Source organism: Nitrospinota bacterium, assembly GCA_029881495.1.
GTDB lineage: Bacteria > Nitrospinota_A > UBA7883 > JACRGQ01 > JACRGQ01 > JAOUMJ01.
The window spans coordinates 37,343-44,481 of sequence record JAOUMJ010000023.1; the positions used below are offsets into that span (position 1 = coordinate 37,343).

Below are 7,139 nucleotides of genomic sequence, written 5' to 3' on the forward strand. Positions count from 1 at the left end.
TCGAATGGGTAAAAAGCTATATCGACAGATAGAGGTCGAAAGACTTGTTGCCGAAGCCGAAGAAGAGGGTTTAGCTGAATCCGGCTGGCTTGCCACCATGGCAGACATGATGACCCTCCTTCTCACCTTTTTCGTTATGCTGTTGGCGCTTGCCGCGCCGGAATCGCAAAAATACATTGAAGCATTATCTGAGGTGGGAAGCGCATTCGGAGGAAAATCACTTGTAGAAACCAAGGCTGAAGAAAAAAAGATAAAAAAGAAAGACATAAAAGAAGAGCTGAAGAAAGTGATAGAAGATAACAACCTTTCCAAGGATGTCATTGTAACGGAAGACAGCCGGGGGCTTGTAATTTATTCAAGAGGTGACTTCTTTTTCAAACCCGGAACTTCCGAACTGATCCCGGAAACCCAGTTTTTTCTAAAACGGATAACGAAAATACTTAAGGATACAAAAGGCGATATCATGATCGAAGGGCATACGGACGATCTCCCCCTAAAACCGGGAGGACGATATCCCACCAACTGGGAACTTTCTTCGGCCAGGGCCTCTTCAGTCGCGAGATATTTTATTGAAGATATGAAACTCCATCCGGGGCGTTTTATCGTGGCCGGCTATGCGGAATTCAAACCAAGGTACGCGGTTATTCCCGCAAACCGGGGGAAAAACCGCAGGGTTGAAATCATCTTAATGAAAAAATAAAAGGAATAAATCAATGAGCGAACCTTCAGGCGGACCGCCAAAACAGATCAGAAAAGACTTCAGGGTTAAACTGGCCGCCTCTGTCCGCTATCGCGTAGCGAAAAAGGTCGGGGAAAAATATGTTCTTTCACCCTTTTTCAAAGGGATAGGCGTAGACTTTTCAGGGGGAGGGGCAGCCTTTAAAATAGGGAACTCAATTCCCAAGGGATACCTGCTCTACCTGGAAATCTTTTTCCCCTTCGACAAATTTCCAGTATCTGTCGTTGCCGAAGTCATCAACATTAAAGAAGATACTTTGAAAGACAAAAAGGTCTTTCTCTGCATTACGAGGTATCTGCTCATGTCGCCAACCATCAACGACAGGATGATCGGCTACTTTATCAATGACGCGGCAAGAGGGGCGGCTAGCCAGCAAAACGAATAAGACTTTGCCTTTATAACGGCCATCAACCCCCTTCTTCGCCACTTCCGCCTTACGTAAACTTTTTGCCTTTCCCGAACTCTATGGAATTTTCACAAACAACCAGTTTCAAATTGGAATAGAAGCATTATTGCTGTAAAGTCTATCCATGAATTTCTATAACTATCTTATAGCCATCTTCTTTGTTACATTCGCGGGGGGGCTTATACCACTGCGCTTTGCGAAAACTAAAAATTTCATCGCATTTGCTGTATATTTCGCCGCGGGGATATTGATAGGAACCTCTCTCTTCTCGCTTCTTCCAGAATCGATAGAAATCCTTGGCAATATGACAGGCTATTCCATACTAGCGGGTTTCGCGATATTTTATCTTCCGCAAAAATTCATGCTCACGCACCCTTGCGAAGAGGAAGATTGCGATTTTCATTCCCTTGGTGTCATGGCCTTTATCGGAATAGCGTTTCATGCCTTTACTGATGGCATTGCAATCGGTTCTGTTTCAGAAATTGCCGATCTTCAAGTTGTCGTTGGAGCCGTTATGTCTCACAAGATACCGGCTTCGCTTGCCCTTTCCCTGATGCTCATCGCTTCAGGAATAAGCAGGGGGAAAATTGTTCTGCTGATGGCTCTTTTCGCCTTTGCAACCCCTCTAGGAGCGTCAATTACGAGACTCTTTTTAATCGACACTGGCAGCAACGAGCTGGTCGGGCACGCTCTTGGATTTTCGACCGGCAATTTCCTGGCCATCGCCGGAAGCGACGTGCTGCGAAGACTTCATCAGCAACAGAGATCAAACCTCGCTGTCAGGCTGGCGCTGTTGATCACCGGCTGTTTCCTTCCGCTTCTCGGCTCGCATTAGCGCAATTTACTTAATGAAATTTATTATGCGCGGTTTCGGCAATCCGTCGATACCGGCATGGAGAGATGATCATCCGCGCTGAGTTATTTAATGAATCAGCAGGAAATCTCTCAGCTTTCGCCTTCCGTTTCGATATTCAATAGCCGACCGCAATGCTTGCAGTGTGTCGAATCAGGATCATGACGCGTAAGCCCACAATCGGGGCACTTGAAATATACCTTTGGCGGCCTGATTATATCCCTGGCGAGCTTTACGAACAGCGTAATTCCAAAAACCATAATTATGACTGCGAGAAGCCTGCCGTTTGTCCCCTGCAAAGTGATATCTCCAAATCCCGTTGTCGTCAGTGTAGTAAGCGTAAAATACAAAGCGTCGAGATAGTTGTTGATTGAATCGTTGACCCCGCTCTGGCTTACGAAAACAATATCGGTCATGATAAAAACGAATACGAATAGATTTAGAAAGGAAAAGATGACATCCTCGTTAACCCGAACCCAGCTCTTCTCATGGTTTATTCCTTCGAGAAGCCTGTAAAAGCGAAGTACTCGAAGCGCGCGTACGACTCGCAGAAATGTGAAATTGCCGAAAAATATCGGCGCAAAACAGGAAACTACCACAACAAGGTCGACTAGGTTTATCGGCTTAAAAGCAAACCACAGTCGATTCTGCGCTATCCAGAAGCGTATGAGGTACTCGACAAGGAACACAATACCAAATACAAGCTCGACCGACCTTATAATGGCATCGCCATGAAATATCGGATCCAGGATAAAAACGAAAATAGCGATTACATTGAAAACAAGAAGGGCCCGATTAAACATCAGGCTTTCCCGGCTCTGACCATAAAATAGTTCTGTCAGACGTTCCTTAAGGTTTTCTTTCATATTTTTTGCTTTCAAAAGTTGTCGATAGGAATTCAGATATATTTAACATGCCAGAACCAAGCGGTATATAGAAATAATCTGATACTTCTTATCACGGGATATAGCATTGTTTATTTCGCTTCATGGAAAGTAAATTTACACATCTCAAGAAAGAATGCAAAATCCTGCAATTATCTTTTTGCATGATCTCTAGCTTAATACCGACAGCAATAACTAATGCATTTACAATGTTTTACAAGGCGGGCAGCTTATTGAATTCGAATAACCTAAGTGATAGAGTCTCACATTGAACAACAAAAGTTGATCTATGCGTCGCGCAACATCTTTATTTATATGTACATTTAGGCATGGGAGAACGAGAATGGCAGATGTGAAGAAATCAAAAGTATTTTATATGATTCTTTTATCGGCAGTGATCGCGTTTGCAGCACTCGGTGCAGAAAATGCCGATGCGGCAAAGGTGCGGAAGTTCATCGGCAAATCAAAGTTCGGGAATCCATCCTTGTTCAAGAAGGGTGATACATACGTCGGTGCCGGATACGTAAGCGGCTGGGGTGGCGGTTTCGACCTTACCGGCCAGAAATTCCTGTATGACGACATATCGGTGCAGGCTCATTTCGCCATGCTTTCATATGACTATGGATATGGCACCACTGGCGTCAACTACATCTCCGCGGCAGGCGTATACCATTACAAGTTGGAAGATATTCACGGGTTGTATGGAGGAATTGGCCTGGCAATGGGTGAAGCCAGATGGGATGATAACAGAACCGGCACACTCTCTTCTCATTCGTACAACCTTGGGGGGCCGTACTGGACGTTCGGCTACGAGATGCTTTGGTCCAGAAACACGATGTTTAATGTCGGGTGGGGCGTTACCGGAATCAACATCGGAGCCAACTTCAAATTCTAGTTATATAAGACACTCGTGAGAGGGGGAAATCCCCTCTCATTTTCATATAAATTTTAGGACTTGTGCATAGAAGTACTTCATATATTTTCTGTCTGATACTTGAAACTATAAAAATCAGCTAAATCCCCACTCTCTTTTCAAATTCGCCACGAGTAGATCAGTCTCGACGACTTCAACTCCTATTCCTCTCATTTCCCCTAGCCCCTTCTCATACACGCCGGAAACAGCGTCCGAAACCATTACTATCCTGAAATCGCGTTCACTCGCTTCGTAAATGGATGTTCGCGGACAGTTCGGAAAGTTGCATCCGGTAAATATTAGAGTCGACACTCCCAGGTCGGAGAGATGTTCTTCAAGCGGTGTTTTAAAAAAAGCCCCCCACCTCGGTTTGTAGATAACGACTTCGCTTTTTGAGATTTTTTGAATCCCGCCTGACATCAGAAGACCAGCATCAAGTGGAGTGGTTTCTGCAAAAAGGTCCTGCGCCAATTCGCAGCCGGAACTACCTTCCAAAAGTAATCTCTCCCCCTTTTCTATTATGCCTCTACGGCAAATATCGGCGTTGCTCCCATCCTTTTTATAAATCCTAACGATATGGACTATCGCTTTTGATCCGAGCCTGAAGAGATCCAGCAGTCGCCTTATTTTGGGTAAAATCGCCGAGGTGCCCGGAATCTCAAACGGCATTCCATCGAGCGTGTCTTGTTGCGCATCTATTGTAATGAGTGCCACCGAGCCAAAATCCGGTTTTATATATTCTGCCATCGTCCTTTTTTGGGCAAAAAAAAACCCTGGGCAGAGCCATTACGCTCCACCACAGGGTCAATATTTAAATGCCGGCAACGACCTACTCTCCCACACAGTTACCCGTGCAGTACCATTGGCGCTGAAGAGCTTAACTTCCGAGTTCGGAATGGGATCGGGTGGAACCTCTTCGCTACAGCCACCGGCAAAACATTTTCTATATCAAAACAAGAACAAAAAAAACAAGAGCTGTCTCAGGTTAGCAAAGAAATTAATGCGTCTAAGCGTAACCAGAGCGCTCCTGTACTTATATCTTATCATAAACATTGGGGCTGATGAAAATAACTGAAAAATTAAAGGTCAAGCCGAACGACCAATTAGTACCGGTTAGCTTCACACATTGCTGCGCTTCCACACCCGGCCTATCAACCTCGTAGTCTTCGAGGGGTCTTCAGGGATATCTTATCTTGGAGTCGGCTTCCCGCTTAGATGCTTTCAGCGGTTATCCGTTCCGAACGTAGCTACCCGGCGATGCCGCTGGCGCGACAACCGGAACACTAGAGGTTCGTCCATTCCGGTCCTCTCGTACTAGGAACAGATCTCCTCAAATATCCAATGCCCACGGAGGATAGGGACCAAACTGTCTCACGACGTTTTAAACCCAACTCACGTACCGCTTTAATGGGCGAACAGACCAACCCTTGGGACCTGCTACAGCCCCAGGATGCGATGAGTCGACATCGAGGTGCCAAACCGCGCCGTCGATATGGACTCTTGGGCGCGATCAGCCTGTTATCCCCGGCGTACCTTTTATCCGATGAGCGATGGCCCTTCCATACAGAACCACCGGATCACTAAGACCTGGTTTCCCACCTGCTCGACTTGTAAGTCTCGCAGTCAAGCTCTCTTTTGCCTTTACACTCAACGACTGGTTTCCAATCAGTCTGAGAGAACCTTCGCGCGCCTCCGTTACAGTTTAGGAGGCGACCGCCCCAGTCAAACTACCCGCCTGACAATGTCCCTGATCCAGATTCATGGACCTAGGTTAGAAACCAAGCGTACGAAGGGTGGTATTTCAAGGATGGCTCCACGAACTCTAGCGAGCCCGCTTCAAAGCCTCCCACCTATCCTACACATCATAAACCCGAATCCAATGTCAGGTTATAGTAAAGGTGCACGGGGTCTTTCCGTCCTTCCGCGGGTATCCGGCGTTTTCACCGGAAGATCAATTTCACTGAGTCCCAGATCGAGACAGTAGGGCCAGCGTTACGCCATTCGTGCAGGTCGGAACTTACCCGACAAGGAATTTCGCTACCTTAGGACCGTTATAGTTACGGCCGCCGTTTACCGGGGCTTCAATTTGTTGCTTTGGCCGAAGCCTGACAACGCCTTTTAACCTTCCGGCACCGGGCAGGCGTCAGTCCCTATACATCGTCTTACGACTTAGCAGAGACCTGTGTTTTTAGTAAACAGTCGCAGCCCCCTTTTCACTGCAACCCCCAACAGCTCCACGGGCAAGCCGCTTCACCATCAAGGGCACTCCTTATCCCGAAGTTACGGAGCAAATTTGCTGAGTTCCTTAATCTGGGTTCTCTCAAGCGCCTTAGGATACTCTCCTCGCCCACCTGTGTTGGTTTCGGGTACGGTTATCTGCAACTCTCCTTAGAGGTTTTTCCTGGCGGTATAGGATCAGCCAGTTACGCGTCATCCGTAGAATTCGCGCCACTCAACCCTCAGACATGGAATCTAACCCAGCGACCCGGATTTGCCAAAGTCGCGTCCTACGGCCAAGAACCAGGACAACCAGCGCCTGGATGGCTTACCTTTCCGCGTCACCCCATCGTACAAACGAATTACAGACAGTGCTGGAATATTAACCAGCTTCCCATCGACTACGCCTTTCGGCCTCGCCTTAGGGGCCGACTAACCCTGGGAGGATTACCCTTCCCCAGGAAACCTTGGGCTTACGGCGAGCGGGTTTCTCACCCGCTTTATCGTTACTCATGCCGCCATACTCACTTCCATGCAGTCCAGCCGTGCTTACGCTCGACCTTCATCCCGCATAGAACGCTCCTCTACCACTCATCAAATAAATGATGAATCCATAGCTTCGGTGACAGGTTTTAGCCCCGTTAAATTTTCGACGCAAATCCACTCGACCAGTGAGCTATTACGCTTTCTTTAAAGGAATGGCTGCTTCTAAGCCAACCTCCTGGCTGTTTATGCAAATTCACAACCTTTGCCACTTAACCTGTACTTTGGGACCTTAGCTGATGATCTGGGCTGTTTCCCTCTCGACTACGGAACTTATCTCCCGCAGTCTGACTCCCGTAGTTCCACGTGTAGTATTCGTAAATTGGTAGGGTTTGGTACCCGGTCAAGGGCCCTAGCCCATCCAGTGTCCTACCCCCACACGCTACCGTACGAGGCTATACCTAAATATATTTCGAGGAGAACCAGCTATCGCCGGGTTTGGTTGGCCTTTCACCCCTATCCACACATCATCGAATGACTTTTCAACGTCAACTCGTTCGGGCCTCCACGAAGTGTTACCTTCGCTTCACCCTGCACATGGATAGATCACCCGGCTTCGGGTTTACTCCACGCGACTATGTTCG

The 7,139-nt window shown here is 47.3% G+C and carries 6 protein-coding genes and 2 rRNA genes; 4 read left to right on the forward strand and 4 right to left on the reverse strand.

Translation table 11 applies throughout. The annotated features are described in order from the left end of the window. Positions 1 to 4 precede the first annotated feature (4 nt). The 3 genes from OEY64_10115 to OEY64_10125 all read left to right on the forward strand — a co-directional run bounded on the left by OEY64_10115 (position 5) and on the right by OEY64_10125 (position 1,980). Positions 5 to 700 (forward strand): OmpA family protein, encoded by a 696-nt coding sequence (locus OEY64_10115; GenBank protein MDH5543305.1) that lies wholly within the window; start codon positions 5 to 7, stop codon positions 698 to 700. A gap of 13 nt (positions 701 to 713) precedes the next feature. After that, a complete protein-coding gene (locus OEY64_10120; protein MDH5543306.1) occupies positions 714 to 1,124 on the forward strand; it encodes a PilZ domain-containing protein in 411 nt (136 codons plus the stop codon). Between the two features lie 145 nt (positions 1,125 to 1,269). Next, positions 1,270 to 1,980 (forward strand): ZIP family metal transporter, encoded by a 711-nt coding sequence (locus OEY64_10125; protein ID MDH5543307.1) that lies wholly within the window; start codon positions 1,270 to 1,272, stop codon positions 1,978 to 1,980. A gap of 110 nt (positions 1,981 to 2,090) precedes the next feature. Here OEY64_10125 and OEY64_10130 read toward each other — a convergent pair whose 3' ends face one another. Then, positions 2,091 to 2,801, reverse strand: a complete 711-nt coding sequence (locus OEY64_10130; GenBank protein MDH5543308.1) for an ion transporter — start codon at positions 2,799 to 2,801, stop codon at positions 2,091 to 2,093. A gap of 424 nt (positions 2,802 to 3,225) precedes the next feature. Between OEY64_10130 and OEY64_10135 the strand changes: the two genes are divergently transcribed. Continuing rightward, positions 3,226 to 3,777, forward strand: coding sequence for a hypothetical protein (locus OEY64_10135; protein ID MDH5543309.1), 552 nt, complete (start codon positions 3,226 to 3,228; stop codon positions 3,775 to 3,777). A 114-nt stretch (positions 3,778 to 3,891) separates the two neighbouring features. Here OEY64_10135 and OEY64_10140 read toward each other — a convergent pair whose 3' ends face one another. The 3 genes from OEY64_10140 to OEY64_10150 form a co-directional block, all read right to left on the reverse strand. Beyond that, complete coding sequence (locus OEY64_10140; GenBank protein MDH5543310.1) at positions 3,892 to 4,509, reverse strand: cysteine hydrolase; 618 nt, start codon at positions 4,507 to 4,509, stop codon at positions 3,892 to 3,894. 102 nt (positions 4,510 to 4,611) lie between these two features. Further along, a 5S ribosomal RNA gene (rrf, locus tag OEY64_10145) occupies positions 4,612 to 4,728 on the reverse strand. Positions 4,729 to 4,877: 149 nt separating this feature from the next. Continuing rightward, positions 4,878 to 7,139: ribosomal RNA gene (locus OEY64_10150) — 23S ribosomal RNA — on the reverse strand; the annotation flags it as partial.